Source organism: Streptomyces lusitanus, from assembly GCF_042647945.1.
Taxonomy (GTDB): domain Bacteria; phylum Actinomycetota; class Actinomycetes; order Streptomycetales; family Streptomycetaceae; genus Streptomyces; species Streptomyces pseudogriseolus.
Genome location: NZ_JBHRWL010000001.1, coordinates 1 through 24,440, shown reverse-complemented (window position 1 = coordinate 24,440; position 24,440 = coordinate 1). Strand labels below are relative to the sequence as shown.

Below are 24,440 nucleotides of genomic sequence, written 5' to 3'. Positions count from 1 at the left end.
AGCCGTGAGGCTCCGGACGGCTCCGACCGAGCCGGCCGGGCCCCGCGGCTCCGCAGACCGGAGAATCCGATGGACATCACCACGCAGAAACCCGCCGCACCGCCGGAGCCCGGCCCGGCCGCCGCGCCCGCGGACAGCAGCGCCGCGCGCGGCGTCACCCGCCCCGGCGACCGGATCTTCCTCGGGCTGTCCCGGGGGTCCGGCATCTTCGTCCTGGTCCTCATGGCCGCCATCGCGGCGTTCCTCACCTACCGCGCCACGCTGGCCATCTCCGAGGACGAGGCCAACTTCTTCACCACCTTCGAGTGGAACCCCAGCGGCGTCCCGCCGGAGTTCGGCATCGCGGTCCTGGCGTTCGGCACGGTCGTGTCGTCGGTCATCGCCATGGTCATCGCCGTGCCGGTCGCCGTCGCGATCGCCCTGTTCATCACCCACTACGCCCCGCGCCGCCTCGGCGGCCCCATCGGCTACGTGATCGACCTGCTCGCCGCCGTCCCGTCCATCGTCTACGGCCTGTGGGGCGCCCTCGTCCTGGTGCCGCACCTGGACGGCCTGTACGGCTGGCTCGACGACTACCTCGGCTGGACCGGGATCCTGGAGTGGAACGACGGCGCCCCGCGCTCGCTGTTCACCGTCGGCATCCTGCTGGCGGTGATGATCCTGCCGATCATCACCAACGTCAGCCGTGAGGTCTTCCGCCAGGTCCCGCGGATGCACGAGGAGGCCGCCCTGGCCCTCGGCGCCACCCGCTGGGAGGTCATCCGCATGTCGGTGCTGCCGTTCGGCCGCTCCGGCGTGATCTCCGCGTCGATGCTGGGCCTCGGCCGCGCCCTCGGCGAAACGATGGCCGTCGCCATGGTGCTCTCCCCGAGCTTCACGATCAACGCCAGCCTGCTCGACCCGGGCGGCGGCACCTTCGCCCAGAACATCGCCAGCAAGTTCAACGAGGCCACCGAGATGGGCCGGGACGCGCTGATCGCCTCCGGTCTCGTGCTGTTCGTCATCACGCTGCTGGTCAACGGCGCGGCCCGGCTGATCATCGCCCGCCGCAAGGAGTACTCGGGGGCCAACGCATGAGTCACGCACTGCACGACACCCGCCCGGCGAGCTCGCTGCGCGGGGCGACCCTGCCGAAGTGGTTCCCCTGGGCCGTCGCCGGCGCCTCCGCCGCGCTCGGGTACGGCATCAGCGCCGCGGCCGGGCTGGACAGCGACATCCAGTGGGCGCTGATCGCGGCGCTGCTGTTCGTCGGCGGCTCGTTCGCCGTGTCCGCCAAGGTCGAGGGGCGCCGGCAGGCCCGGGACCGCACCGCGACCAGCCTGGTGTGGGTGGCGTTCCTGCTGGCGGTCATCCCGCTCGCCTCGCTGACCTGGGAGACCGTCAGGCGGGGCATCGAGGTCTTCGACGGCTACTTCCTCAGCCACTCGATGGGCGTCGTCGCCGACACCGAGCCGGGCGGCGGCATCTACCACGCCCTGCTGGGCACCCTGGAGCAGGTCGGCCTCGCCACCGCGATCTCCGTGCCGGTCGGCGTGCTCACCGCGATCTACCTGGTCGAGTACGGCCGGGGCCGGCTCGCGAAGGCCGTGACCTTCTTCGTCGACGTGATGACGGGCATCCCGTCCATCGTCGCGGGCCTGTTCATCCTCAGCCTGTGGATCCTGATCCTCGGCATGGGCTACTCCGGCTTCGCCGGCTCGATGGCGCTGTCCATCCTGATGATCCCCGTGGTGGTCCGCTCCACGGAGGAGATGCTCAAGCTCGTCCCCAACGAGCTGCGCGAGGCGTCCCTCGCCCTGGGCGTCCCCAAGTGGCGCACCATCCTCAAGGTGGTCCTGCCGACGTCCATCGGCGGCATCACCACCGGCGTGATGCTCGCGATCGCCCGCATCACCGGCGAGACGGCCCCCGTGCTGCTCCTGGTGTGGGGCACGAACTTCATCAACGCCAACCCGTTCCAGGACCCGCAGGCCTCCCTGCCGATGTACATCTACCTCCAGTACACCAACGGCTCCGAGGCGGCGTACGACCGTGCCTGGGCGGCGGCCCTGACGCTGATCGCGTTCATCATGATCCTCAACCTGGTGGCCCGCGGCATAGCCCGCTGGAAGGCCCCCAAGACCGGTCGCTGACCGGCTTCCCCCACCAGTCGTCAGCGACCCGAAAGAAGCAGTGATACCCATGGCCAAGCGCATCGACGTCAGCGGCCTCAACGCCTACTACGGATCCTTCCTGGCCATCGAGGACATCTCGATGACCATCGAGCCCCGCTCCGTGACGGCCTTCATCGGCCCCTCCGGCTGCGGCAAGTCGACCTTCCTGCGCACCCTGAACCGCATGCACGAGGTGACCCCGGGCGGCCGGGTCGACGGCAAGGTCATGCTCGACGACGAGAACCTGTACGGCGCGGGCATCGACCCGGTGGCCGTGCGGCGCGAGGTCGGCATGGTCTTCCAGCGCCCGAACCCGTTCCCCACCATGTCGGTGTACGACAACGTGGCGGCGGGCCTCCGGCTGAACGGCAAGTACCGCAAGTCCCAGCTGGACGACGTCGTCGAGAAGTCCCTCAGGGGCGCGAACCTGTGGAACGAGGTCAAGGACCGGCTGAACAAGCCCGGCTCGGGCCTCTCCGGCGGCCAGCAGCAGCGTCTGTGCATCGCCCGCGCGATCGCGGTCGAGCCGAACGTGCTGCTGATGGACGAGCCCTGCTCCGCCCTGGACCCGATCTCCACCCTCGCCATCGAGGACCTGATCGGCGAGCTGAAGGAGCGCTTCACGATCGTCATCGTGACGCACAACATGCAGCAGGCGGCGCGTGTCTCGGACCGCACGGCGTTCTTCAACCTGGCGGCGGTCGGCAAGCCCGGCAAGCTGATCGAGATCGACGACACGGAGCGGATCTTCTCCAACCCGTCGGTCCAGGCCACCGAGGACTACATCTCGGGCCGCTTCGGCTGACCGGACTCCTCACGGGACTCCTCGCGACGCTGCATGGCGGTGCCGCCGCGAGGCAGGGAAGGGCCCGCCCCCACTCAACGGGGGCGGGCCCTTCCACGTGCCGGCGCAAAGATCTACAGAGAGATCTACAGGGCGACGAGATGCACGATTCCGAAGCAGGCCGCGGCCATCAGGGCGGCGGCCGGCATGGTGATGAACCAGCCGAGGACGATGTTCTTGGCGACGCCCCAGCGCACGGCGTTGACGCGCTTGGTGGCGCCGACGCCCATGATCGCGGAGGTGATCACGTGGGTGGTGGAGATCGGCGCGTGGAAGATGAAGGCGGAGCCGAACATGATGGACGCGCCGGTGGTCTCGGCGGCGAAGCCCTGCGGCGGGTCCAGCTCGATGATCTTCCGGCCGAGGGTGCGCATGATGCGCCAGCCGCCCGCGTAGGTGCCGAGGGACAGCATCAGCGCACAGGCGATCTTCACCCAGACCGGGATCGGGTCGCCGTAGTCCTCGACGTCGGCGATGACCAGGGCCATCACCACGATGCCCATGGTCTTCTGCGCGTCCTGGAGGCCGTGGCCGAGAGCCATGCCGGCCGCGGACACCGTCTGCGCGATGCGGAAGCCCCGCTTCGCCTTGTGCGGGTTGGCCCGCCGGAACATCCACAGGATCGCCGTCATCACCAGGTAGCCGGCGATCAGGCCGACGACGGGCGACACGAACATCGGGATGACGATCTTGTCGACGACGCCGTGCCAGTACACCGTCGTCCCGCCGGCCAGTGCGGCGCCGACCATGCCGCCGAACAGGGCGTGGGACGACGACGAGGGCAGGCCGAAGTACCAGGTGATCAGGTTCCAGACGATGGCGCCGATCAGGGCGGCGAAGAGGATCCCCATCCCCTTCGACCCTTCGGGCGTCTCGATCAGCCCCTCACTGACGGTCTTGGCGACCCCGGACCCCAGGAAGGCGCCGGCCAGGTTCATCACGGCCGCCATCGCGAGCGCCGCGCGGGGCGTCAGCGCACGCGTGGAGACGGACGTGGCGATCGCGTTGGCCGAGTCGTGGAAACCGTTGGTGTAGGTGAAGAAGAGCGCGACCCCGACGGTCAGGATCAGAGCGAAGGTGTCCATGAAAGGCTCAGGACTCCTTGACGGCGATGGTCTCCACCGTGTTCGCCACGTGCTCGAAGGCGTCCGCCGCCTCCTCCAGTACGTCCACGATCTGCTTGAGCTTCAGCACCTCGATGGCGTCGTACTTGCCGTTGAAGAGGTGGGCGAGCAGCTTGCGGTGGATCTGGTCGGCCTGGTTCTCCAGCCGGTTGACCTCGATCCAGTACTCGGTGAGGTTCTCCATGGTGCGCAGGTGCGGCATGGCCTCCGCGGTGAGCTCCGCGGCCCGTGCCAGGACCTCGATCTGCTGCTCGACGCCCTTGGGCAGTTCCTCGACGTTGTAGAGGACGACCAGGTCGACGGCCTCCTCCATGAAGTCCATGATGTCGTCGAGGGAGGACGCCAGGGCGTAGATGTCCTCGCGGTCGAACGGCGTGATGAACGAGGAGTTCAGCTGGTGGAAGATCGCGTGCGTGGCGTCGTCACCTGCGTGTTCCGCGGCCCGCATACGCTCTGCGATCTCGGCCCGGGCGGAGGGGTCCGCCCCGAGCAGTTCCATCAGGAGCTTGGAGCCCGTGACGATGTTGTCCGCGGACGCGGCGAACATGTCGTAGAAGCTCGTCTCCCTGGGGGTCAGACGAAAGCGCACGTGGGGTCCTCGGTATGCGTCGGTTTCGGTCAGGCTGATGCTAGGCGCATCATCCGGCCACCTGTAACGGCCGCCCCCCAGTGTCGCCCATCGGGCACAGTGATGAGTACGGGGGCGACAGGAGCTCCTCGGCGGACCTGCCGTGCGGCGCGGACCGCCCGTCCCTCGCACGGCGAAGTTCTGTACTATATACCCACCAGGGGTATATAGCGCCCATCAGGACAGCAGGAGGACGCGATGACCACCACCGGAACCGGCGCGCACGCGCCCTCCTCCCCGGACGCGGACGGCGCCGCCGGGGCCGCGCCCGCCGTGGGCGCCCCGGGCGCGACGGGTGTGACGGACGTAACGGACATCGTGACCGATCACGACCGCGGGATTCACGGCTACCACCACCAGAAGCAGGAGCACCTCAAGCGGCTGCGCCGCATCGAGGGCCAGATCCGGGGCCTTCAGCGGATGGTCGACGAGGACGTCTACTGCATCGACATACTCACCCAGGTGTCCGCCTCCACCAAGGCGCTGCAGTCGTTCGCGCTGCAACTGCTGGAGGAGCACCTGCGCCACTGCGTCGCGGACGCGGCCGTCAAAGGCGGCGACGAGATCGACGCGAAGGTCAAGGAGGCCACACAGGCCATCGCCCGCATGCTGCGGACCTGACCCTTCCGCGGTGGCCGGGGGCTCAGGGCCCGGCGGTGTCCGTGCGCGCCTCGGCCACCCGCAGCACCTCGTCGATGCTCTCCAGGCTCAGCCGGTCCTCCGCGTTGGACGCGGCGATGATCAGCTCGCCGCACAGCTCGATCTCGGCGAGCGCCACGTGATCCTGGACCGGAACAGTCCCCCTCCCGAGCGGAGCCACGCGCCTCACCTCACTCTGTCGTCACCGACTTCCTAGAGTAGGGAGCGCCCTACGGACCGCGCATGGCACGGAAGGGCTAGTTCGGCCCGGTCACCACGGCCCCCGTCCCCGGCCCGCCGGCGCCGCTCACTCCTGGGCGATCCGCCCGGCGTAGATGTCCCCGTCCGCGGGAAGCCGCACGTCGGCCGGGGCGCCGAAGTCGTACAGCAGGGTGGTGGAGGCGACCGCGACGGGCTCCTTCCGCTCGCCGTTCACGAAGCTGAACCGGTGCCGGATCTTGCGGATCCGCCCCTCGTCGTCGAGATACACGTCGAACGGCACCCGCGCGGTGGCGAACCCTTTCGCCGCCGCGCCCAACGGCCCCCGGTTGACCTCCGACGCCGCCTGCGAGGCCGCCTCCAAATCGGCGGTGCCGCGGTAGTGCCGCACGCGCGCCCCCGCCACCTCGGTCCGCCCGACGAACGTCGCCGCGCGCGTGCCGCGCAGCACCTCGGCCGCCGCGAACGGATCGGTCGCCCCGCCGGTGACCAGGTTCCCGTCGGACAGCGTCGCGGTGTCCACCCGCACCCACTTGTCGTCGGGCACCCCGGCGCCCCGGTTCTTCATGTAGAGGGCGCCGGGGGCGAGCAGTTCGGTGATCGGCCGGCCCTCGGCGGCGCCCGCGGGATCCTGCGGCAGCCGCACCTTCAGCCGCCCGAGCCGCTTGCGGTAGTCGTAGACGCCCTCGCCGCGGATGGTGACCCGGGTGCCCCCGGTGGCCATCTCCAGCGAGGTGCGCGTCTGGGAACTCCCGGCCTCCACCAGCGCGTCGGCGGCCGTGCGCAGCACCTCCACCGGATCGCCGGCCGGCGGCCCCTGCGCGACGGCGTCGCTGCGCGCGCATCCGGCGGCCCCGAGCCCGAGACAGCAGACGGCCCCGACCACGACCGTCGCACCGTGCGCCCGCCTGTGCTGTCGCCGTCGCGCCATCCCTGCCTACCCCCGCTCCGTCCGACCACGGACCGCTGTCAGTGGCGTTAACGACCGGTCATGGGCCCCGTCACGCGGCCCGGCGGGCGTTACCGTGGGCGGCGTGCCGCATCAGGACGACGCGCCGGACGCCCGGCCCCACATCACGACCACCACCGAGCAGGGGCCCTTCTGCACGGCCCGCTGCACCTGCGGATGGCGCGGCCCGGCCCGCAGAGCCAGGAGCCAGGCCCGCAGGGACGCCGAAAACCACACGGGGGAGTGACGCGGCCCCGGCGGGGTGCCGAGAATGGCCCCCGTCCGGTTCCCCGTCCAGTCCCCCACCCGGTCCCCCACCCGGTCCCCCGCCAGGTCTCCCGGCCGGCCGCCCCGACCGGGGCCCGGTGACCGGCCACCCCCCACCCCACGTCCGGAAGGCCGCCCGTGAACCGCCGCACCTTCGTCGCCGGCGCCGCCGCCGCGCTCACCACCGCGGCCGTGTCCTCCGCGTGCACCTCCCCGGAGCCCCGGCCCGCGCCCCCCACCTCACGCGCCCCGTCGTCCCGCGTCCCCTCGCCCCGCCGCCCGTCCAGGACCCCGCGCCCGGCGACGCCCGCCGACTGGACCTCCCTGGCCGGGCACCTCGACGGCCGCCTGGTCCGTCCCGGCGACGCCGACTGGACCACCGCGCACCGCCTGTACAACACCCGCTTCGACACCCTCCGGCCCGCCGCCGTCGCCTACGTCCGGCACGCCGACGACATCCGCACCGCCCTCACCCACGCCCGCGAGCACGCCGTCCCGCTCGCCGTGCGGAGCGGCGGCCACTCGTACGCGGGCTGGTCCTCCGGCGACGGCCGCCTGATCGTCGACGTCTCCGAGCTGCGCGACATCCGCGTCGAGGGCGACACCGCCGTCATCGGCGCCGGCGCCCGGCTGATCGACGTCTACCGCACCCTCACCGCGCGCGGGCTCACCGTCCCCGGCGGCTCCTGCCCCACGGTCGGCATCGCCGGGCTCACGCTCGGCGGCGGCCACGGCGTCACCTCCCGCGCCTACGGTCTGACCTGCGACAGCCTCACCGAGGCCACCGTGGTCACCGCCGACGGCCGGCAACTCACCGCCTCCGACTCCGAGCACCCGGACCTGTTCTGGGCGCTGCGCGGCGCGGGCAACGCCCAGTTCGGCGTCGTCACCGAGTTCCGCTTCCGCACCCGCCCCGCCCCGAGCGCCGTCACCGGCTACCTCACCTGGCCGTGGGAGCGGGCCGCCGCCGTGGTCGCGGCCTGGCAGGACTGGGGCCCGGACCAGCCCGACGAGATCTGGTCCGCCCTCCACCTGGACAACACCGGCGGCGGCCCCTCCGTCTCCGTCACCGTCTTCTCCCTCGGGACCTACGGCGACGCGCAGAACGCCGTCGACCGGCTCGCCGACCGCATCGGCGCCTCCGCGAGCAGCGTCTCGCTGCGCCGCCGCTCCTACCAGGAGTCGATGGAGCTCTACGCCGGCTGCACCTCGTTCGCCGGTGACCGGTGCGCCCTGCCCGGCGAGACGCCCGGCCGCAGCCCCGAGGGCGCCCTGGCCCGCGAGACGTACACGGCCCGCTCCGACTTCTACGACCGCCCCCTCGACGACGCCGGCATCCGGACCCTCCTCGACCGGACCGGGGCGGCCCGCGGCGGCTCGGCGAGCATCGCGCTCACCGCCCTCGGCGGCGCCGTCAACCGGGTCGCGCCCACCGCGACGGCGTTCGTCCACCGCCGCTCCCGCGTGCTCGCCCAATACCTCGCGTCCTGGAACCCCGACAGCGGCGACGGCGCGGCGATCCGGGCATGGCTGACGGACACTCACCGGGCCCTGCACCCCCACGCGTCCGGCGCCGCGTACCAGAACTACACCGACCCCGGCCTCACCGACTGGCGCCGCGCCTACTACGGCGACGCCGCCCCGCGCCTGTCCCGGCTGAAGCGCCGCTACGACCCGGACCGCGTCTTCACGACCCCGCAGGCCCTCTGAGCCCTTCGGGACAGACCGAGGGCCCGTGACCACCCGTCCACTGGACGGAGATCACGGGCCCTGGCCGTGCGGTCGTGTCGTCGTCAGGCCGCCAGGTCCCGCTCCTCGGGCTCGGAGCCCGCGGCCCGGCCCCTGCTCCGCTCGGCCACCCGCCGGCGCTGCCCCTGCGGCCGCGCCGCGATCAGCCAGCTGCCCTTCGGCGACCGCTCCACCGCCCGCATCAGCGGCGTCAGCAGCGCCATCGCGAGCGGCGACAGCAGCAGCGCGACCGCCGTGCCCAGCGCCAGGCCGCCCACCACGTCGGTCGGGTAGTGCACGCCCATGTAGACGCGGATGAAACCGCCGATCAGACCCAGCACCAGGGCGACCAGGCCGAAGCGCCGGTTGGCCAGGAACAGACCCACCGCCAGCGCCATGCAGAGCGTCGCGTGGTCGCTCACGAACGAGAAGTCGTCCTTGCCGTCGACGAGCACCTCGAGCCCTTCGTGGTCCTTGAACGGCCGTGGCCGCTCGACGAATCCGCGGATGGGCACGTTCACCAGGACCGCGACACCCGCCGCGAGCGGCGCCCACACGAGGGCCGCCACCGATGACGCGGCGTCAGGACCGCCGCGCTTGCGCACGCCCCACCAGCACCACAGCACCATCGCGACGAGGCCGAAGAGCACCCCGTACTCACCGACGAACTCCATGACGTGGTCGAGCCACGTCGGGGCGGCCTTGGCCAGGCCGTTGATGTCGTAGAGCAGGTCGACGTCGGGGTTCGACCCGGAATCGGCGAGTCCAGCCATGGTGCTGCGGCCCCTTCGTCATGTCGTCCGGCACGCGGACGCGCGCCGTGTCTGCCACCCCCGTGGTCTGTAGATCCGCTCGTCCGCTCGGCTACGAGAACAGGAACGCACGGTCCCCGCTGATACGTTCCACACTCCACCGAAAGATCACGCAGACGTTATCGAAGAGAGATGCGTCTTCGCAGTTCAGGGGGGCGTTTGTCGTTCCGCTCACACCGTCGTGGGGAGCGCTTTCGCGCCATCTTCCGTGACCCGGGTGGCACCAAAGTAGTCAGGAGTGTCGATCGGGTCGAATCGGATCACGGCCCCGGTCCGGGGCGCGTCGATCATGTACCCGCCGCCGACATAAATGCCCACATGCCGGATGGCCCGTGAATTGGTCAGGTCGTCCGAGAAGAACACCAGATCACCGGGCAGCAGCTCGTCCCGGTCCGGATGCGGACCCGCGTTGTACTGGTCGTTCGCCACCCGGGGCAGCTCGATCCCCACACTCTCGTACGCGGCCTTGGTCAGCCCCGAGCAGTCGAACCGTCCGCCCTGCTCAGGCGTGCCGTTACCGCCCCACAGGTACAGCGTCCCGAGCTTCTTCTGCGCGTACGCGATGGCCCCGGCGGCCTGCCGCGAGGGATCCACCCGGCCCACGGGCGCGGCGAAGCTCTCCTCCAGCGCGCGGATGCGCTTGACGTAGTTCTGCGTCTCCTCGTACGGCGGAACACCCCCGTACTTGATCACCGCGTACGCCCCCGCGTTGTACGAGGCGAGCATGTTTTCGGTCAGATTCCCGCCGACGTCCTTCACATACGACGCGAGCGCGCAGTCGTACGCCGCCGCCGAGGGGATCGCGTCCTGCGGGTCCCACACGTCACGGTCCCCGTCCCCGTCCCCGTCGATCCCGTGCGTGGCCCAGGTGCCGGGGATGAACTGGGCGATGCCCTGCGCCGCCGCCTGGCTCTGCGCCTTCGGGTTGAACCCGCTCTCCTGGTACAGCTGGGCGGCGAGCAGGGCCGGGTTGATGGCAGGGCAGTAGTTGCCCCACTTCTGCACGAGTGCCTGGTACGCGGCCGGCACACTCCCCTTGGCGAGCGCCTTGCCCGCACCGCCGCCCACTCCGCCGGCGAGATTCCCGGCGATGACGTAGACCCCTACGGCGAGCAGCATCACGAAGGCGAGCGTGGAGCTGACGGCGATCCCTGCCGCGATCCATGCCTTACGCACCGTCAACCGCCCTTCGCCGTCCGGCAGTCCACCGCCGGGCATCAGTGTAGAGGCGGCACCCGCCCTTCGGGATGATCACGGAGGACTTTGGCGCGGTCGCTACGACGGCCCGCGCCATCCGCATTCCGCCCACAGCACCTTCCCGCCGGACGGTCCTTCCGTATCCCCCAGCGGCGAGGCGCCCCAGGCGTCGGCGTACGCCCGTACGAGGGCCAGGCCCCGTCCGCCTTCCGAGCCTTCGTCCGGCATGACGCCGTGCGCGAACCCGGCACCCAGCCCGGAGGGGACGGTCGGGTCCTTGTCCCACACCCCCAGCCGGAGCTGCCCGGACGCCGTGGGGCTGATGTGGAGCGCGTAGGGGCCGCCGGTGTGCAGATGGGCATTGGTCAGCAGCTCCGAGGCGAGCAGTTCGGCCGTGGGGGCGAGCCCGCCGAGCTTGTAGGCGGCCAGGACGGACCGCAGGGTCGAGCGGGCAATCCCCGGTGAGCGTGGATCGCGCGAGAGGTGGAGGGTGTAGGACCAGGGCGGGGCTACGGTGGACATGGAAGTCTCCGATCAGCGGGGTCTGTTGGGTGCGTGCGAACAGGTGCCCAGTGGCATGCCGACCCGTCGATCGGTGCGCTTCTGGGCGGGGCGCCTGGTAACCAAGCTAGCCGCGTTCAGCTAACGCATTAGCCAGATCTCTAGATCTGCATTAGCTTCCACCCGAGTGGGTGACCGTAGCGCCGAGGGGGCGTCAGGAAACGTGAGAACCAGCCCGACAGGCCGCCAGCTCCGACTTGGCTCCGAGCTGCGGAAACTGCGCGAGCGCGCGGGACTCACCGCCACAGAGGCCGGTCAACTGCTCGGCGTGAAGCAGAACCAGATCAGCAATACGGAAGCCGGTCGCATCGGTGTGAGCCCGGAACGGGTACGTACGCTGGCGCACCACTACAAGTGCGGCGATCCGGCGCTCGTCCAAGCCCTCAGCGACATGGCCGCGGACCGCAAGCGCGGCTGGTGGGAGGAGTACCGCGAAATCCTCCCCGCCGCGCTGTTGAACCTGGCCGAAGTCGAGCACCACGCGACTCACCTACGTAGCGCCGTGACCGTCCACATCCCCGGCCTGCTACAGACCACCGAACACGCACGCGAACTGTTCCGGCAGGTCGTGCCCGAGTTCCCACCGCCGGACATCGAGCACCGGGTGTCCTTCCGCATCAAGCGCCAGGCCGTGCTGTACCGAGACTCCGCCGTCCCGTACCACGCCGTGATCCACGAGGCAGCGCTGCGCATGCAGTTCGGCGGCCCAGTGACCGCCCGCGCGCAGCTGCAACACCTGCTGGACATGAGCGAGCGTGAGCACATCACCATCCGAGTGCTGCCGTTCACCGCCGGAGGTTTCCCGGGGTCGGGGCAGTCGATCTTCTACTCGCACGGCCCCATCCCCCAGCTCGACACCGTCCATCTCGATCAGTCCCACGGGCCCGTGTTCCTCGATGCCGAGGCTCAACTGGACATGTACCGCGTTCTGCTCGACCGTTTGGACTCAAGGGCGCTCGCCCCGGACAAGTCACGCGACGTCATCCACCACCTCATCCGAGACCTGTGAGAGGAAACGCGATGTCCGGACTCAACTGGCAGAAGTCATCTCTGTGCGGCTCGGGAGACTCCTGCGTGCACGTGGCCGCCGGCCCCGCCGGGATCCACATAACCGAGTCCGCCGACCCCGGCGGAGCGATCCTCACCACCACCCCCGACGCCTTCCGCGCCCTTCTCCACTCCCTCAAGGGAGAACCCCAGCAGGCCGTTAAGGCTCCCGCCCTCGAAGTGACCACCGCCGGCGACGGCGACACCGTCCGTCTCCACACTCCGGGAGTCCCCGGCGCCCCCGCCGTCACCACCGACCGCCGCCGCTGGGACGCCTTCGTCCAGGGCGTACGCGCGGGCGAGTTCGACCACTTCACGGCATAGCCGTCGGCGCGCTCCGATGCCGGAACGGAAGACGTCACGGTTCGTTGTGATGCATCACCCAGCGTGATACACAGAGTGACGATACGACTCTTCACCCGTCGGAGCGCGCCCCTCCCGGAGTCCGGCGCGCGCCGGTGGCAAGCTATTCCTACGAAACCCGCCAACAGATGACGTCAAGTCGACATACGACGGCGTCATCGTCGGCGACAATGAGGCCTGACCTCTGCACCCCCGCAGAGGATGCGGAACTACCCATACAGGGGCGGTGACTTACATGCTCTTTGCGGCCGACGAGGGAGACATCAACACCATCATCGGCGGGATCGCTCCGGACTGGGGCCCCTTCGGCAGCCTGGGCAACGAGGCCAAGGTGATGATCGAAGTGGTCATGGCGGTCGCCATCCTCATCTGCCTCGGCATCGCCATCTGGGGGGCGGCCAAGCAGCGCATCGGCGCCACCGCGTTGAGGGACACCTTCTCCGCCGAACAGGGCAAGGGCCTCATCATCGCGGGGCTCACGGGCGTTTTCATCATCGGCTCACTCGGCACCCTGTTCACCATCGTGTACGGCATGGCCGTCTGACCCCGCACCATCGGTCCCGACCGGGCACGCCCGGCATCCCCTCCATCCCACCCGCCCGTCGTGCCCACCGGCTGAGGTTGCGTTTCCCTGATGTCCAGTCACCACACCACGCCCGAGCGGCGGCCGGTACGGCTACCGTCGTACGTGGAGTACACGGAGTACGAGGTGTTCCCGCACGACGCTGAGGGGGCGTACGCGGCATGAGTCTCGGAGACGACACGGGCCGGACCCGCACCCGCCTGCCAGAGGCGAGCGGCGACCCGTACGGCGGCGCGCGCAGAAACGGCCGGTCGTCGTCGCGCAGCCTGGTCACCGTCGTCGGCGTGGTGGTCCTCCTCATCGCGGCCATCGCCTTCGCGAACCGTGGAGGCGGGGATTCCGACGCGGAGGAGGGGGCGGACTCCCCCAAGGCGGCGGCGACGGCCGCGTCGGGCGAGAAGCCGGTCTCCCCGGGCGCGGCCGGCATCCCGGCGGGCTTCGCCCACGACCGGCAGGGGGCGGAGAGTGCGGCGGCCAACTACTCCGTAGTGCTGGGTTCTGACGGCATGTTCAAAGAGGACAGCCGGCACTCCATCCTCGGGGCCATCTACACCCCCGATGCCGCGGAGAAGCTCCGCCCCGCGATGGACCAGGCCTACTCCGCGGACTTCCTGAGCAAGCTGGGTCTCGATGCGAACGGCAACCCTCCGCAGGGCAGCACCTTCGTCTCGCGCACCATTCCGGTCGGTACGAGGGTCGAGCAGTACGACGACAACAACGCCCGCGTGGCGGTCTGGTACATGGGCCTGATCGGCATGTCCGGCGAGAAGTCGACCGACCCGGTGACCACCACCTGGAAGACCTGGACCTTCGAACTGCAGTGGATCGACGGGGACTGGAAGATCTCCGCCGACACCCAGAAGGACGGCCCTGCTCCGGTCCCCGGAGACGACAGGGCCGCCAGCTCTGAAGAGATCAGCAAGGCTGTCGAGGAGTACGGAGGGTTCACATATGCCCGGTAGCCCGCGTCGCGTACTCAAGCTCGCCGCAGTGGTCGCCGCTGTCCCGGCGGCCGCCGTCGGACTGGCCGGGCGCGCCGTCGCGGCGCCCACTCCCGCGCCAAGTGACGACCCCTGCGACCTTCTCATCGGCCCTGCGAAGCAGTACTGCGAGCGGGACGAAGGCGGCTCCGGAGGAGGTGGAGGCCGCTCCACCCTCAACGACCCCACCTCCGCCCTCGACCCCCTCGCCTCCCTCGCCCGCGGCTGCGCCGACGCCGCGTCCTGGACGGTCAAGCAGCTCAGCGCCGCCGTCGAGGACACCGCGAAGGTGGACTTCACCAACGACACGTTCCTCCAGCAGTACGCCGTCGTCTTCGCCGCGTCGACGATCCTCACCCTGCTGCTGTGGCTGCTCGCGGTCGCCAAGCGGGCCGTCCGCGGTGTGCCGCTGACCACCGCCCTGTCCGAGGCGATCGGCTTCCTCTGGCTGACCGTGCTCGCCTCCGCCTTCACCCCGCTGATCCTCTACACCGTCGTCTCCGCGACCGACGGCGTCACCGACGTGCTGGCGAAGGCGACGGGCGACCAGACGGACACGTTCTTCGGGACGTTCTCCGGCGCCCTGGAGAAGGGCGACGACATCGGCGGCGGCCCGATCATGCTGATCGTCGTCTCCCTCGTCTCCATCCTCGCCGCCGGCGTCCTCTGGCTGGAGCTGGTGATCCGCGCCGCCCTGCTCTACGTCGGCGCCCTCCTCGGCACCGTCGTCTACGCGGGCCTGGTCGACAAGAACCTGTGGGGCCACGTCCGCCGCTGGGCGGGCATCATGATCGCCGTGATCATGGTGAAGCCGGTCATCGTGATCGTGCTCGGCCTGGCCGGCGCGCTCTCCGCGGACGAGGGCCCGGACGCCTTCTCCGCCGTGGTCTCCGGACTGGCGATCATCCTGCTCGCCATCTTCGCCTCGGCGATGATCTACCGCTTCGTCCCCGGCTTCGGCGACGAGATCGCCGGCTCCCGCAACAACCGCATCATGCAGGGCGCCGAGGGCAAGGCGGCCGCCGTCATCAGCTCCCCGGCCACCCTGGTCGCCCAGGGCATCAAGACCCACAGCACCCGCGCCGACAACCACGGCGGCGGCCAGTCCTCCGCGCCCCGCCCGGCCAACCCCGCCTCCGGGGGAGTGGCCGCGCACAGCTCCCGCCCCTCGGGCGGCGGCGGATCCGTCCCCTCCGCCGCACCCCAGCCCCGGTCGGCGAGCCCGGTGAACACACCGCACGCCGGCACCCGCAACAGCAGTACCAATCGCACGGGAGGTGAAGGGCGTTGACGACCGAGTCCCATCTGTCCCCCGCGGTCACGCCCCGCCGTACGTATCTGATCGGCCGCGCCCGGCCGAACGCGATCGTCGGCCGCAATCGCGAGACCGGTGAGATCGCGCTCATCGTCATCGGCGCGTTCCTCGGCATGATGTGCGGGCTCCTCGTCCCCGTCCTGTCCGTGCGGATCGTGCTGCTGGCGGGCCTGCCGATGCTCGCGCTGGCCGCCGTGTACGTGCCGTACAAGCACCGCACGTTCTACAAGTGGTTCGAGATCAACCGCAGTTACAAGCGCACCCTGCGCCGCGGCGCCACCTACCGCTCCGGGGTCGTCGAGGCCGGCACCCGGCTCGACGGCCGCGAGGTGGAGGTCGGCCCGCCGCCCGGCATCGGCAGGATCACCTGGCTGGCCGCGCCGTTCGGGCCCGACGAGATCGCCGTGCTGCTGCACGCCGACCGCAGGACCGTCACCGCCGCCATCGAGATCGAGGGCCCCGGCGTCGGCCTGCGCGACTCCGAGGACCAGGAGGCCCTCGTCGACCGCTTCGGCACGCTGCTCAAGCACGTGGCGAACGGCGACGGCTTCGTCACCCGCCTCCAGATGCTCGCCCGCACCCTGCCCGCCGACCCCGACGCGCACGCCAAGGACGTCGCCGTACGCGGCGACGACAGGGCGCCCGCCTGGCTCCAGCAGTCGTACGACCAGCTCCAGTCGATGGTGTCGACCAGCAGCGAGCAGCACCGCGCCTACCTCGTCGCCTGCATGCACTACACCCGCGAACTGGCCGCCGAGGCCAACACCATGGCCCGCGCCATGCGCAGCCAGGGCGGCGGCCGGGTCGACCGGGACGCGGGCCTCGCCGTCGTCATGGCCCGCGAGCTGACCGACATCTGCTCCCGGCTCCAGGAGGCCGACATCCGCGTACGCCAGCCGCTCGGCCAGAGCAGGCTGTCCTCGCTGGTCCACTCCATGTACGACCCGGACCACCCGATCGACCACATCCAGGCCATGTCCCGGCGCAACGCCTGGCCGGCCGAGCTGGACGCCACGGAACCCACCTACCTCCAGGCCAAGACCCGCGAGTCCGCCACCCGCGCCCCCTGGTGCCACGCCACGGCCTGGGTGAAGGAGTGGCCGATGACCCCGGTCGGCGTGAACTTCCTCGCGCCGCTGCTCGTCCACACCCCGGACGTGATCCGCACGGTCGCCGTCACGATGGACCTCGAACCCACCGAGGTCGCCATCGAGCGCATGCTGACCGAGAAGACCAACGACGAGGCGGAGGCGTCCCGCGCCGCCAAGATGAACCGCACCGTCGACCCCCGCGACGTCGCCGCGCACAGCAGGCTCGACCAGCGCGGCGAGGACCTCGCCAGCGGCGCCGCGGGCGTCAACCTGGTCGGCTACATCACCGTCTCCTCCCGCACACCCGAGGCCCTGGCCCGCGACAAGCGGACGATACGGGCCTCGGCCGGAAAGTCGTACCTGAAGCTGGAGTGGTGCGACCGCGAGCACCACCGCGCGTTCGTGAACACTCTCCCGTTCGCCACCGGCATTCGTAGGTAGGGGCTGAGCTGAAGATGCGGGATCCGCTGTCCGTCGTCACCGACGCCTTCACGTCCTTCCTGTTCGGGAAGGTCGAGACGACCCGGCTGCCGGTACGCACGTCCACGGGCCAGGCGCAGGCGGTGTACCTGCCGACCGCCGCGCCCGGCCTCGGCGACTCCGGCGTCATCATCGGCCGCGAGGTCTACTCCGGGAAGGGCTACATCTACGACCCCTTCCAGCTCTACGGCCAGCAGCTCCCCGCCCCCCACTGGCTGGTCCTCGGCGAGTCCGGCAACGGCAAGTCCGCGCTGGAGAAGACGTACGTCCTGCGCCAGCTGCGCTTCCGCGACCGCCAGGTCGTCGTCCTGGACGCACAGGGCGAGGACGGCGTCGGCGAGTGGAACCTCGTCGCGCAGGAACTCGGCATCACCCCCATCCGGCTCGACCCGATGGCCGCCCTGGACCACGGCATCCGGCTCAACCCGCTCGACCCGTCCATCACCACGACGGGCCAGCTGGCGCTGCTGCGCACCATCATCGAGGTCGCCATGGGGCACAGCCTCGACGAGCGCTCCGGCTTCGCCCTGAAGGTCGCCCACGCCTACGTCAACGAGACCGTCGTCGAACGCCAGCCGGTGCTCTCCGACATCGTCGACCAGCTCCGCCACCCCGAACCGGAGTCGGCCGAGGCGATGAACGTCGCCATAGACGACGTCCGGGCGTGGGGCCTGGACGTCGCGCTGGTCCTGGACCGCCTGGTCGACGGTGACCTGCGCGGCATGTTCGACGGCCCGACGACCGTCGGCATCGACCTGGACGCCCCGCTCATCGTCTTCGACCTGTCCCACATCGACCGCAACTCCATCGCCATGCCGATCCTCATGGCGATCGTGGGCGTGTGGCTGGAGCACACCTGGATCCGCCCCGACCGGAAGAAGCGCATCTTCCTGGTCGAGGAGGCCTGGCACATCATCAACAGCCCGTTCGTGGCGCAGCTGTTCCAGCGGCTGCTCAAGTTCGGCCGGCGCCTCGGCCTGTCCTTCGTCGCGGTCGTCCACCACCTGTCCGACGTGGTGGACGGAGCGGCGGCCAAGGAGGCCGCGGCCATCCTGAAGATGGCCTCGACCCGCACCATCTACGCCCAGAAGGCGGACGAGGCTCGGGCCACGGGCCGGGTGCTCGGCCTGCCCCGGTGGGCCGTGGAGATCATCCCGACGCTCACCCCCGGCATCGCGGTCTGGGACGTCAACGGCAACGTCCAGGTCGTCAAACACCTGGTCACCGAGACGGAACGCCCCCTGGTCTTCACCGACCGCGCGATGACCGAGTCGTCCTCCGACCTCGCCGACGACGCCCTGCGCGCCGCCGAGCTGGAGGCGGAGGAGCGGGCGGCGGCCTTCATGGAACAGCACGTCGGGGACTCCGAGTCCACGGTGGCGTAGGAACGGCAGGAGGGGGACGCGTGAGACCGGACGAGCGGCGCGGGCACGGCGGCGGCCAGAGCGGCGGCATCCCGGACGGACTGCTCGTCGGGGTGCTCGCGTTCCTCCTCGGCATGACGGCGATGGTGTGGACGGCCACCGGCCTCGCGGGCCTCTTCGCCCACGGCCACTGGCCGTCCGGCCTCTCCTTCACCCACACCCCGCTCGCCATGCGCCACCTGATCGCCAGCCCGCACGACGTCCCCGGCGCCTGGCCCGACACCCCGCCCGCCGACCTCTCCGGCTACGGCCTCTTCTGGGGCCTGCTCATCGGCCAGCTGATGATCGTGGTGGTCCTCACCGTGTTCGTCCTGGGCACGGTGGCCCGCTGGCGGGCGGTACGGGCGCGGGGGCGGGCGGAGGTGCGGGCGACGGAGGCACCCGCCTCCCCGCAGCCGATGCCCGAACCGAAGCCGATGCCGGAACCGGCACCGGAACCGGCACCCGAGCCCCAGCCGACACCCGCCCCCGAGCCCGCACCGGTCCACGAGGTCCCCGCCCCGCGGCCCCCCGAACCCGCCCCGGCCCCTCCGCCCACCGCGGAGACGACCACCCCCGGCCTCCACTACGGCCCCCCGGCCACCCGCCACACCGCCGCCGCCCAGGCCGTACGCGACGCCGAAGGCCCCGCCCTCGTCCTCACGTCCAACCCGACCCTCTGGTACGACACCAAGGACGCCCGCGCCAAGCTCGGCCCCACGCACCTCTACGACCCGACGCACCTCTGCGACACCCCGGCCCGCCTCCACTGGTCGCCCACCGCCGGCTGCGAGGACAAGGACACCGCCACCGCCCGCGCGGCCGCGCTCCTCGCCCCCGTACGCCCCACCTCACGGCTCGACCAGCAGCTCGCCGACACCGCCGAACTGCTGCTGCGCAGCTACCTGCACGCGGCCGCCGTCGACGGCCGCACCGTCCGCCACGTCCACCGCTGGGCGCAGGGCCTCCAGGTCCAGGACGCCGTACGGGTCCTGCGCACCCACCCCAAGGCGGCCTCCGGCTCCGCGGGCGAGCTCGAGGCGACGCTCACCGCGCACCCCGAACGCCGGGACATGGCCCAGCAGCTGACGGCGCGTGCGCTGGCGGCCCTCTCCACGGTCAACGTCCGCGAAGCCTGCAATCCGCACCGAAGTGATGCCCTCGCCTTGGATTCCTTCATCCACGAAGGGGGAACGCTTTACGTCGTGGGCGAATCCATCGAGGATCCGCGCACCGGCCCGGGTGCCATGCCTTTGCTGACGGCGCTCGTCTCGTACGTGGTCGAGCACGGCCGGCGCATGGCCGAACGGTCATCCTCCGGTCGGCTCGACCCACCATTCACCCTCGTCCTCGACGACGTGGCGGCGGTGGCGCCCCTCCCCCAGCTCCCGGACCTCCTCGCGGCCGGCCCCGAGCGCGGCATGCCCACGGTCGCCCTCCTCCGCTCCCGCGAACAGGCCCGCGCCCGCTGGCCGCACGCGGAACTACCCGTCTGACTCCGGGTCCGGCCGCTCCACGGCCAGCTCCAGTTCCCGCTCGCCCGGCTCGGGGCCCAGCGTCGTCGTCACCCCGGTCTCGGTGAACCCGGCCTTGCGGTAGGCCCGCAGCGCCCGCGCGTTGTCCTCGTGCACCAGCAGCCGCACCCGCTCGGCGCCCCGCGCCCACGCCCACTCGAGCCCGGCGTCGAACAGCACCTCCGTGAGCCCGATCCCCCGGTGCCCCGGCTGCACGTACACCCCGACCAGATGCCCCTGGAGCCGCTCGACGGGCAGCCCGGCCCAGTCCGTGCCCCCGGCCTCCTCCATCAGCACGGTGACCGTCCCGACCCACTCCCCGTCCGGCCCCTCGGCGATGATCTGCTGCGCCCCGGACGCCCCTGCGGCACTGCGCTCGGCCCGCCCCTGCCAGAAGGAGTCGGGCTCGGCGGCGGCGGACTCGTAGGTCTCCATGAAGGCGAGGGACGCCACGGGATCCCGCAGCGCCTCCAGCCGCAAGGCCTTGGCCCGGGGCCACTCGTCTGCATGCAGGGAACGGACCTTGTAGCTCATGCGGCCACGGTAGTACCCGGGTACCACGGCCCCACAAGGGAATAAGGCCGCCGTCCGACGCCCGCCGCCCCCGCGCCGACGAGCATCGACCCATGATTACGGCGCAGCACCTCACGAAACGCTACGGCGGCAGGAACGGGAAGACGGCCGTCGACGACCTGACCTTCACCGTCCGCCCCGGCACCGTGACCGGCTTCCTCGGCCCGAACGGCGCCGGCAAGTCCACCACCATGCGGATGATCCTCGGCCTGGACGCCCCGACGTCCGGCACAGTCACCGTCGCCGGCCGCTCCTACGCCGCCCACCCCGCGCCCCTCACCGAGGTCGGCGCCCTCCTGGAGGCCCGATCCGTCCACCCCGGCCGCACCGCCCGCCACCACCTGCGCGGCCTGGCCCTCACGCACGGCCTGCCGAAGCGGCGCGTCGACGAGGTCCTGGACCTCACCGGTCTCACCGAGGTGGCGGACCGCAGGGTCAAGGGCTTCTCCCTCGGCATGGGCCAACGCCTCGGCATCGCCGCCGCGCTGCTGGGCGACCCGGCCACCCTCGTCCTCGACGAACCGGTCAACGGCCTCGACCCCGAGGGCGTCCGGTGGATCCGCACCCTCCTCAAGTCCCTCGCCGCCGAGGGCCGCACCGTCCTGGTCTCCTCCCACCTCATGAGCGAAATGGCCCTGACCGCCGACCACCTGATCGTCATCGGCCGCGGCCGTCTCCTCGCCGACACCACGGTCACCGACTTCGTACGGGACTCGGGGGCGGGCTCGGTCCGCGTGGTCACCCCCGACCCGAACGCCCTCACCGCCCTGCTCCAAGCCCCGGGCGTCGACATCACGGACACCGCCGGGGCGCTGGACATCCGCGGCACCACCGCCGAACACATCGGCCGCACCGCCGCCGCCCACAACATCCCCCTCTACGAACTCACCCCGTCCACGTCCTCGCTGGAGGACGCCTTCATGACCCTCACCCACGACGCCGTCGAGTACACCGGCCCTCAGGGAGCAGCCGCATGACCACCACCGACCTCCACCGGGTCACCCCGGCCCGCGTCCTGCGCTCCGAGTGGCACAAGCTGACGACGCTCCGCTCCACCTGGATCGGCCTCGGCCTCACCGTCGTCCTCACCCTCGGCACCGGCCTGCTCGTCGCCGCGAGCTACGAGGACGGCGGCGGTGACGACGACATCGACACCGTCCTGATGATCCTGCTCGGCATGCAGTTCACCTACGTCGTGCTCGGCACCCTCGGCGTCCTGACCACCGCCGGCGAGCACTCCACCGGCCAGATCCGGGCCACCATGACCGCCGTGCCCCGCAGGCTGCCGGTGCTCTGGTCCAAGGCCGCCGTGCTGGCCTGCGCCGGCTTCCTCACCGTGCTCACCACCAACCTCGTCACCTTCCCCCTCGCGCAGACCTTCCTCGCCGACACCGCGCACGCCGCGTCCCTCACCGACCCCGGCGTGGCCCGGGCCCTCGTCACCAACGCCGCGGGGCTCGCCCTCCTCGGCGTCCTCGCCCTGGCGCTCGGCTCGATGCTCCGCTCGGTCCCGGCCGGCATCGGCGCCCTGATCGGGCTCACGATGATCCTGCCGGAACTCCTCCCCCTGATCCCCTACGACGTCGTCGACGACGCCGCCCGCCACTTCCCCGCCAAGGCCGTCGAAGCCCTCACCCACGCCACCCCGCAGCCCGGCATGCCCTCACCCGGCGCGGCCCTCCTCTCGATGGCCCTGTGGACGGCGGGAAGCCTCGCCCTGGCGGCCCTCCTGCTCAGGCGACGGGACGTATGACGCTCTTCCGCACGAGCGGCGCGACCAGCACCATGGACCGCGTGCCGGAGGACCAGACAGCGGAGCCCATCACCCAGTACCTCCAGCGGACCGTGCAGCGGGTGCGCGCCGTCGACCGGCGCCGCCCGCTCCTCTGGGACCTGCACCTCACGGCCTTCTGGACGACGGCCGCCCTCATCGACTTCTACGGCGGCGGCTGGACCCGCATCACCCGGAACCCCGGCGTTCCCGACGGCCTGGTCCTCGCCCTCAGTCTCGCGCTGACCGTCCCTCTCCTCCGACGCCGTGCCCACCCCCGCGCGGTGCTGCTGGTGATGACGCCGGCCCTGCTGGTCAACGCCTGGACGGGAGCCCTCCTCCAGGCGGCCCTCCTCCACCTGCTCGTCGTCTTCCACATCACCCTGCGCCGCCCGCTGCGCTCCCTGTGGTGGGTGGCGGCGGTGTCGACGGCCCCGGTCGTCCTGACGGTCCTGCGCCATCCGAAGGGCCCCGCCGACGAGGAGCTCGGTCCGCACCTGATGTCCCTCCTCGTCGCGGTCGCCGTCGGCGTCACGGTCCGCACCCGCCGCGACCACACCGTGGCCCTGGAGGACCGCGCACACCGCCTGGAGATCGAACGCGACCAGCAGGCCCGCCTCGCCGCGGCCGCCGAACGCACCCGGATAGCCCGGGAGATGCACGACATCATCGGCCACAACCTGTCCGTCATCACGGGCCTCGCCGACGGCGGCCGCTACGCCGCCGCCAAGTCCCCCGAGCGTGCCGCACAGGCCCTGGACGCCATCGCGGGCACCAGCAGGCAGGCCCTCACCGAGCTGCGCCGCCTGCTGGACGTCCTGCGCGACGACGAGCCCGCCCCCGCCGACCTCACCCCCCAGCCGGCGCTCACCGACCTCGACCGCCTCCTCGACGGTGTCCGACGCGCCGGACTGCCCGTCCGGGCGACCGTCGAGGGCGACCCGGCCATCTCCCCCGGCCGGCAGCTCACCCTCTACCGCGTCATCCAGGAAGCCCTCACCAACACCCTCAAGCACGCCGGCCCGGACGCCACCGCCGACATCGCCCTGTCCTACGCCGCCTCGGGAGCGGTGACGCTCACCGTCACCGACACCGGCCGCGGCTGCGCCCCGACGACGAACGGCGGCCGGGGACTCACCGGAATGCGGGAACGCACAGCGCTGTACGGCGGCACCCTGGAAGCCGGCCCGCGCCCGCACCCACAACGCGGCTGGCGCGTCCACCTTCTCCTCCCGGAGGATTCCACCCCGTGACCACCGTCCTGATCGCCGACGACCAGCCGCTCCAGCGCTTCGGATTCCGCATGCTGCTGGAGAGCCAGGACGACATGACGGTCCTGGACGAGGCCGCGAACGGCACGGAAGCGGTCCGCAAGGCCGCGGAGCTCCGACCGGACGTCGTGCTGATGGACGTCCGCATGCCCGGTCTGGACGGCATCGAGGCCACCCGACGCATCACCGCCTCCGGCGACCGCACCCGCGTCCTCATCCTCACCACGTTCGACCTGGACGAGTACGCCTACGCGGGACTCCGCGCCGGAGCCTCCGGTTTCCTCGTCAAGGACGCCCAGCCGGAGGACCTCCTCTCCGGCATACGGGCTGTCGCCTCCGGAGACGCCGTGGTGGCCCCTGCCCTCACCCGCCGCCTGCTGGACGCCTATGTCCACCATCTCCCCGCCGGCAGCACCGCGTCCTCGTCCGTGTCCTCGCCGCCCGACCCCCGGCTGGCCGCGCTGACGGACCGCGAGCGGGAGATCCTGACGGTCATCGGAAAGGGCTGGACGAACACGGAGATCGCCGCGCGTCTCCACCTCGCCGAGTCAACGGTGAAGACCCACGTGGGCCGCGTCCTCGCGAAGACGGGTTCGCGGGACCGGGTCCAGGCGGTGATCTGCGCGTATGAAACGGGGTTGGTACAGCCGTAGAAGGACGCACCGGGGACGCACCGGAAACGCAGAAAGCCCCCGTACCGAATGGCACGGGGGCTTTCTCTTCAAGAATTGTTCGGCGGCGTCCTACTCTCCCACAGGGTCCCCCCTGCAGTACCATCGGCGCTGTAAGGCTTAGCTTCCGGGTTCGGAATGTAACCGGGCGTTTCCCCTACGCTATGACCACCGAAACACTATGAAACTGACAACCGCACCATGCGTGACCTGCATGGGGTTGTTCGTGGTTTCAGAACCAACACAGTGGACGCGAG

The 24,440-nt window shown here is 71.2% G+C and carries 26 protein-coding genes and 1 rRNA gene; 18 read left to right on the top strand and 9 right to left on the bottom strand.

Annotation, left to right across the window (positions count from 1 at the left end; all coding sequences use genetic code 11):
* The first annotated feature begins 69 nt into the window (after positions 1-69).
* From pstC to pstB, 3 genes are read left to right on the top strand one after another with little or no spacing between them, the layout of a single operon-like run.
* A complete protein-coding gene (gene pstC / locus ACFOSY_RS00135; RefSeq protein ID WP_394304683.1) occupies positions 70-1,077 on the top strand; it encodes a phosphate ABC transporter permease subunit PstC in 1,008 nt (335 codons plus the stop codon).
* Positions 1,074-2,132 (top strand): phosphate ABC transporter permease PstA, encoded by a 1,059-nt coding sequence (pstA, locus tag ACFOSY_RS00130; protein WP_394304682.1) that lies wholly within the window; start codon positions 1,074-1,076, stop codon positions 2,130-2,132. Before pstC ends, pstA begins: the two co-directional genes overlap by 4 nt.
* A gap of 49 nt (positions 2,133-2,181) precedes the next feature.
* Positions 2,182-2,958 (top strand): phosphate ABC transporter ATP-binding protein PstB, encoded by a 777-nt coding sequence (pstB, locus tag ACFOSY_RS00125; RefSeq protein ID WP_006136313.1) that lies wholly within the window; start codon positions 2,182-2,184, stop codon positions 2,956-2,958.
* 125 nt (positions 2,959-3,083) lie between these two features.
* Here the strand turns inward: pstB and ACFOSY_RS00120 are convergent, their stop codons facing one another.
* A complete protein-coding gene (locus tag ACFOSY_RS00120; RefSeq protein WP_394304681.1) occupies positions 3,084-4,082 on the bottom strand; it encodes an inorganic phosphate transporter in 999 nt (332 codons plus the stop codon).
* 7 nt (positions 4,083-4,089) lie between these two features.
* Positions 4,090-4,710 (bottom strand): DUF47 domain-containing protein, encoded by a 621-nt coding sequence (locus ACFOSY_RS00115; protein WP_290001794.1) that lies wholly within the window; start codon positions 4,708-4,710, stop codon positions 4,090-4,092.
* Between the two features lie 237 nt (positions 4,711-4,947).
* On the opposite strand from ACFOSY_RS00115, the gene ACFOSY_RS00110 reads away from it, so the two are divergent.
* Entirely contained in the window at positions 4,948-5,370 is a 423-nt protein-coding gene (locus ACFOSY_RS00110) for a metal-sensitive transcriptional regulator (RefSeq protein ID WP_394304680.1), read from the top strand.
* A 22-nt stretch (positions 5,371-5,392) separates the two neighbouring features.
* On the opposite strand, the gene ACFOSY_RS00105 is transcribed toward ACFOSY_RS00110, so the two are convergent.
* Both ACFOSY_RS00105 and ACFOSY_RS00100 read right to left on the bottom strand, forming a co-directional pair.
* Complete coding sequence (locus ACFOSY_RS00105; RefSeq protein ID WP_189408818.1) at positions 5,393-5,578, bottom strand: hypothetical protein; 186 nt, start codon at positions 5,576-5,578, stop codon at positions 5,393-5,395.
* 117 nt (positions 5,579-5,695) lie between these two features.
* The gene (locus ACFOSY_RS00100; RefSeq protein ID WP_394304679.1) at positions 5,696-6,538 is read right to left on the bottom strand and encodes a hypothetical protein; all 843 of its coding nucleotides are present in this window, start codon (positions 6,536-6,538) and stop codon (positions 5,696-5,698) included.
* A gap of 103 nt (positions 6,539-6,641) precedes the next feature.
* Between ACFOSY_RS00100 and ACFOSY_RS00095 the strand changes: the two genes are divergently transcribed.
* Together ACFOSY_RS00095 and ACFOSY_RS00090 are read left to right on the top strand one after the other, a co-directional pair.
* A complete protein-coding gene (locus ACFOSY_RS00095; RefSeq protein ID WP_225655689.1) occupies positions 6,642-6,803 on the top strand; it encodes a hypothetical protein in 162 nt (53 codons plus the stop codon).
* A 158-nt stretch (positions 6,804-6,961) separates the two neighbouring features.
* Positions 6,962-8,533 (top strand): FAD-binding oxidoreductase, encoded by a 1,572-nt coding sequence (locus tag ACFOSY_RS00090; protein ID WP_394304678.1) that lies wholly within the window; start codon positions 6,962-6,964, stop codon positions 8,531-8,533.
* Positions 8,534-8,616: 83 nt separating this feature from the next.
* On the opposite strand, the gene ACFOSY_RS00085 is transcribed toward ACFOSY_RS00090, so the two are convergent.
* The 3 genes from ACFOSY_RS00085 to ACFOSY_RS00075 form a co-directional block, all read right to left on the bottom strand.
* Positions 8,617-9,324 carry a phosphatase PAP2 family protein gene (locus ACFOSY_RS00085; RefSeq protein WP_394304677.1) on the bottom strand — a complete coding sequence of 236 codons (708 nt, stop codon included), beginning with the start codon at positions 9,322-9,324 and terminating at the stop codon, positions 8,617-8,619.
* A gap of 210 nt (positions 9,325-9,534) precedes the next feature.
* Complete coding sequence (locus tag ACFOSY_RS00080) at positions 9,535-10,581, bottom strand: C40 family peptidase (protein WP_394304676.1); 1,047 nt, start codon at positions 10,579-10,581, stop codon at positions 9,535-9,537.
* Positions 10,582-10,638: 57 nt separating this feature from the next.
* Positions 10,639-11,082 carry an ATP-binding protein gene (locus ACFOSY_RS00075; RefSeq protein ID WP_394304675.1) on the bottom strand — a complete coding sequence of 148 codons (444 nt, stop codon included), beginning with the start codon at positions 11,080-11,082 and terminating at the stop codon, positions 10,639-10,641.
* A 202-nt stretch (positions 11,083-11,284) separates the two neighbouring features.
* Here ACFOSY_RS00075 and ACFOSY_RS00070 point away from each other — a divergent pair, with 202 nt between their 5' ends.
* The 8 genes from ACFOSY_RS00070 to ACFOSY_RS00035 all read left to right on the top strand — a co-directional run bounded on the left by ACFOSY_RS00070 (position 11,285) and on the right by ACFOSY_RS00035 (position 19,879).
* Positions 11,285-12,130, top strand: coding sequence for a helix-turn-helix domain-containing protein (locus ACFOSY_RS00070; RefSeq protein WP_394304674.1), 846 nt, complete (start codon positions 11,285-11,287; stop codon positions 12,128-12,130).
* Between the two features lie 11 nt (positions 12,131-12,141).
* Complete coding sequence (locus tag ACFOSY_RS00065) at positions 12,142-12,492, top strand: DUF397 domain-containing protein (RefSeq protein WP_394304673.1); 351 nt, start codon at positions 12,142-12,144, stop codon at positions 12,490-12,492.
* 274 nt (positions 12,493-12,766) lie between these two features.
* Complete coding sequence (locus ACFOSY_RS00060; protein WP_006136301.1) at positions 12,767-13,075, top strand: hypothetical protein; 309 nt, start codon at positions 12,767-12,769, stop codon at positions 13,073-13,075.
* 200 nt (positions 13,076-13,275) lie between these two features.
* Positions 13,276-14,076, top strand: a complete 801-nt coding sequence (locus ACFOSY_RS00055) for a hypothetical protein (RefSeq protein WP_394304672.1) — start codon at positions 13,276-13,278, stop codon at positions 14,074-14,076.
* The gene (locus ACFOSY_RS00050) at positions 14,066-15,385 is read left to right on the top strand and encodes a hypothetical protein (protein WP_394304671.1); all 1,320 of its coding nucleotides are present in this window, start codon (positions 14,066-14,068) and stop codon (positions 15,383-15,385) included. The genes ACFOSY_RS00055 and ACFOSY_RS00050 overlap by 11 nt, the downstream gene beginning before the upstream one ends.
* Positions 15,382-16,941: an SCO6880 family protein gene (locus ACFOSY_RS00045; protein WP_394304670.1), complete on the top strand. Its 1,560-nt coding sequence runs from the start codon at positions 15,382-15,384 to the stop codon at positions 16,939-16,941. Before ACFOSY_RS00050 ends, ACFOSY_RS00045 begins: the two co-directional genes overlap by 4 nt.
* Positions 16,942-16,955: 14 nt before the next feature.
* Positions 16,956-18,365, top strand: coding sequence for an ATP-binding protein (locus ACFOSY_RS00040; RefSeq protein WP_394304669.1), 1,410 nt, complete (start codon positions 16,956-16,958; stop codon positions 18,363-18,365).
* A 20-nt stretch (positions 18,366-18,385) separates the two neighbouring features.
* The gene (locus ACFOSY_RS00035; protein ID WP_394304668.1) at positions 18,386-19,879 is read left to right on the top strand and encodes a type IV secretory system conjugative DNA transfer family protein; all 1,494 of its coding nucleotides are present in this window, start codon (positions 18,386-18,388) and stop codon (positions 19,877-19,879) included.
* Here ACFOSY_RS00035 and ACFOSY_RS00030 read toward each other — a convergent pair.
* Complete coding sequence (locus tag ACFOSY_RS00030) at positions 19,868-20,431, bottom strand: GNAT family N-acetyltransferase (RefSeq protein WP_394304667.1); 564 nt, start codon at positions 20,429-20,431, stop codon at positions 19,868-19,870. The genes ACFOSY_RS00035 and ACFOSY_RS00030 overlap by 12 nt on opposite strands.
* A 92-nt stretch (positions 20,432-20,523) precedes the next feature.
* Here ACFOSY_RS00030 and ACFOSY_RS00025 point away from each other — a divergent pair, with 92 nt between their 5' ends.
* Genes ACFOSY_RS00025 through ACFOSY_RS00010 form a run of 4 tightly spaced genes read left to right on the top strand, consistent with a single transcriptional unit; the run spans position 20,524 to position 24,165 of the window.
* Positions 20,524-21,447, top strand: a complete 924-nt coding sequence (locus ACFOSY_RS00025; protein ID WP_394304666.1) for an ABC transporter ATP-binding protein — start codon at positions 20,524-20,526, stop codon at positions 21,445-21,447.
* Positions 21,444-22,223: an ABC transporter permease gene (locus ACFOSY_RS00020; protein WP_394304665.1), complete on the top strand. Its 780-nt coding sequence runs from the start codon at positions 21,444-21,446 to the stop codon at positions 22,221-22,223. The genes ACFOSY_RS00025 and ACFOSY_RS00020 overlap by 4 nt, the downstream gene beginning before the upstream one ends.
* On the top strand, positions 22,220-23,494 hold the full coding sequence (locus ACFOSY_RS00015; RefSeq protein WP_394304664.1) for a sensor histidine kinase: 1,275 nt from the start codon (positions 22,220-22,222) through the stop codon (positions 23,492-23,494). The genes ACFOSY_RS00020 and ACFOSY_RS00015 overlap by 4 nt, the downstream gene beginning before the upstream one ends.
* Complete coding sequence (locus ACFOSY_RS00010) at positions 23,491-24,165, top strand: response regulator (RefSeq protein WP_394304663.1); 675 nt, start codon at positions 23,491-23,493, stop codon at positions 24,163-24,165. Before ACFOSY_RS00015 ends, ACFOSY_RS00010 begins: the two co-directional genes overlap by 4 nt.
* Positions 24,166-24,242: 77 nt before the next feature.
* Here ACFOSY_RS00010 and rrf read toward each other — a convergent pair.
* Positions 24,243-24,359, bottom strand: a 5S ribosomal RNA gene (gene rrf, locus ACFOSY_RS00005).
* Positions 24,360-24,440: the final 81 nt, after the last annotated feature.

What these genes read in the sequence shown, in the direction of transcription:
- ACFOSY_RS00075 (WP_394304675.1), bottom strand. Translation starts at nt 11,082, where the DNA reads ATGTCCACCGTAGCCCCGCCCTGGTCCTACACCCTCCACCTCTCGCGC.
- ACFOSY_RS00020 (WP_394304665.1), top strand. Translation starts at nt 21,444, where the DNA reads ATGACCACCACCGACCTCCACCGGGTCACCCCGGCCCGCGTCCTGCGC.
- ACFOSY_RS00025 (WP_394304666.1), top strand. Translation starts at nt 20,524, where the DNA reads ATGATTACGGCGCAGCACCTCACGAAACGCTACGGCGGCAGGAACGGG.
- ACFOSY_RS00085 (WP_394304677.1), bottom strand. Translation starts at nt 9,324, where the DNA reads ATGGCTGGACTCGCCGATTCCGGGTCGAACCCCGACGTCGACCTGCTC.
- ACFOSY_RS00040 (WP_394304669.1), top strand. Translation starts at nt 16,956, where the DNA reads ATGCGGGATCCGCTGTCCGTCGTCACCGACGCCTTCACGTCCTTCCTG.
- ACFOSY_RS00065 (WP_394304673.1), top strand. Translation starts at nt 12,142, where the DNA reads ATGTCCGGACTCAACTGGCAGAAGTCATCTCTGTGCGGCTCGGGAGAC.
- ACFOSY_RS00055 (WP_394304672.1), top strand. Translation starts at nt 13,276, where the DNA reads ATGAGTCTCGGAGACGACACGGGCCGGACCCGCACCCGCCTGCCAGAG.
- pstB (WP_006136313.1), top strand. Translation starts at nt 2,182, where the DNA reads ATGGCCAAGCGCATCGACGTCAGCGGCCTCAACGCCTACTACGGATCC.
- ACFOSY_RS00110 (WP_394304680.1), top strand. Translation starts at nt 4,948, where the DNA reads ATGACCACCACCGGAACCGGCGCGCACGCGCCCTCCTCCCCGGACGCG.
- ACFOSY_RS00100 (WP_394304679.1), bottom strand. Translation starts at nt 6,538, where the DNA reads ATGGCGCGACGGCGACAGCACAGGCGGGCGCACGGTGCGACGGTCGTG.
- pstC (WP_394304683.1), top strand. Translation starts at nt 70, where the DNA reads ATGGACATCACCACGCAGAAACCCGCCGCACCGCCGGAGCCCGGCCCG.
- ACFOSY_RS00015 (WP_394304664.1), top strand. Translation starts at nt 22,220, where the DNA reads ATGACGCTCTTCCGCACGAGCGGCGCGACCAGCACCATGGACCGCGTG.
- ACFOSY_RS00050 (WP_394304671.1), top strand. Translation starts at nt 14,066, where the DNA reads ATGCCCGGTAGCCCGCGTCGCGTACTCAAGCTCGCCGCAGTGGTCGCC.
- pstA (WP_394304682.1), top strand. Translation starts at nt 1,074, where the DNA reads ATGAGTCACGCACTGCACGACACCCGCCCGGCGAGCTCGCTGCGCGGG.
- ACFOSY_RS00030 (WP_394304667.1), bottom strand. Translation starts at nt 20,431, where the DNA reads ATGAGCTACAAGGTCCGTTCCCTGCATGCAGACGAGTGGCCCCGGGCC.
- ACFOSY_RS00080 (WP_394304676.1), bottom strand. Translation starts at nt 10,581, where the DNA reads ATGCCCGGCGGTGGACTGCCGGACGGCGAAGGGCGGTTGACGGTGCGT.
- ACFOSY_RS00120 (WP_394304681.1), bottom strand. Translation starts at nt 4,082, where the DNA reads ATGGACACCTTCGCTCTGATCCTGACCGTCGGGGTCGCGCTCTTCTTC.
- ACFOSY_RS00060 (WP_006136301.1), top strand. Translation starts at nt 12,767, where the DNA reads ATGCTCTTTGCGGCCGACGAGGGAGACATCAACACCATCATCGGCGGG.